The sequence below is a fragment of the Belliella kenyensis genome, from assembly GCF_022549675.1.
Lineage (GTDB): Bacteria > Bacteroidota > Bacteroidia > Cytophagales > Cyclobacteriaceae > Belliella > Belliella kenyensis.
In genome coordinates, this window is the sequence record NZ_JAKZGR010000050.1 from 1 (window position 1) to 1498 (window position 1498).

Annotated in this window: 2 protein-coding genes; both read right to left on the reverse strand. The window is 33.9% G+C overall.

Annotated elements, in window-relative coordinates:
• Positions 1-314: 314 nt before the first annotated feature.
• Entirely contained in the window at positions 315-926 is a 612-nt protein-coding gene (locus MM214_RS18880) for a hypothetical protein (protein ID WP_241297735.1), read from the reverse strand.
• A partial coding sequence (locus MM214_RS18885) for a hypothetical protein (RefSeq protein ID WP_241297736.1) occupies positions 923-1498 on the reverse strand: 576 nt, incomplete at its 5' end. The genes MM214_RS18885 and MM214_RS18880, both read right to left, overlap by 4 nt.

The following is a 1498-nucleotide window of genomic DNA, read 5'->3' on the forward strand; positions in this document are numbered from 1 at the left end:
TTGCCTTTGGCGTAGGTGTAGGTCAGGTTGTCAGTTTTTCGACCAGATATCATCTCAAAAAGTGAAGAACTCTCTACTTCTGTACAGGATTTAGGATATGAAGATGATAGATATTATCTACAACAAAAATCCGATTCAAACTACACACAGATGAAAATTCTACCTAAACAGTAAGTAATCACTACAGTTTAAGCTTTTTTACTTGATCTTTAAACATTCACTAATATTGTTCCATTCTATAAATTTCATTTTTTTATCCTATCACTTTGCTAGCAAGTTAAAAACATTTATACTACAATGGGAATTGGTTGCTCTTATTCAGATATTATCCTAAACCTTTTAATAAAGTAATCATACATTTTCATTGTATCGAACAATACGCCTTGATTGTTAACTTGATTAACAAATGCTTCGTACTTTTGCTCCAAACTATTAAAGTTAGATTTCCAAGGATAGCCATCATAAGCAAAATCCAAAAAAGTGTTCAAATTGGAGTTACCTAATATCTTGTCGAAAGTATTATCATTAATTTGATAGTAGTAATCTTTGAATAGATTGATAAAGTCCAAGAGACATCTAATATTTGCTTCAAAATATTCATATTTAATTTCAGTGCTTCTTATCAAAGAAGCCACTGAGTCAAGGTCATAGGATGCTTGACAAGAAAAATCATCATTCAAATGAGCCCATTTTATAAGTCTTTCAGCGTCAAACAAATTGGCATTTTCACTATTTTTTTGAATGTATTTGTTAATATAATCACAAGACCTGAATAGGAGGATATTGAAATTCTCATCAACTAAGAATTTATCTCCCCCATCACTATTTAAATCGGGCCCGTAAGCTGTATAAAGTTTTGACCCTGAAAACTGAAAACATATAATGTACTTCTCATATTCTTCAGAAATTTTTTTATCTATCATCATTTTGGTCTTTTATCTCTAAACCATTTTTTTACATGACCTGGCGGTGTCCCTGGTTTTATTTTAGATTCTCCTGTCACATCTTGAGCTAATTCGGAATCAGATTTACTCCAATCAACGTCACCTACCTGAGGAGGGTATCCATATTGGTCAGGCCAAATATTTCTTTTCCCCCCTTTTGAATGTAAAACATGCTCTGGCACACCTAATCTTTCCAGAACATTCGCAATTGACAAAGTTGTTGCTTCAATATTTATTCCTGCATCGAAAGCAGCATACGCCACACCAAATGAAGCTGTTGCCCAAGCTGCAATAGGAACTATCTGGGATACTCCACTTATTCCTTCAAGAGATACACCTAAGCCAATACCAATAGTGCTAGCTTCTTGATTTTTTCTATTCTTTTTATCTTCCTCTTTTTGCTCTCTCCTTCGCTGTTGTTGTTCGAGCTGTCTCAAAAAATCCCTCATCTCATCAGGATCATTTGTCGAATAACCATTTGCTCCTTCTACCCACATCCCATTTGGATCTATGTATTTGATGGGACTATTCAGGGTAAAATTATATGGACTGAA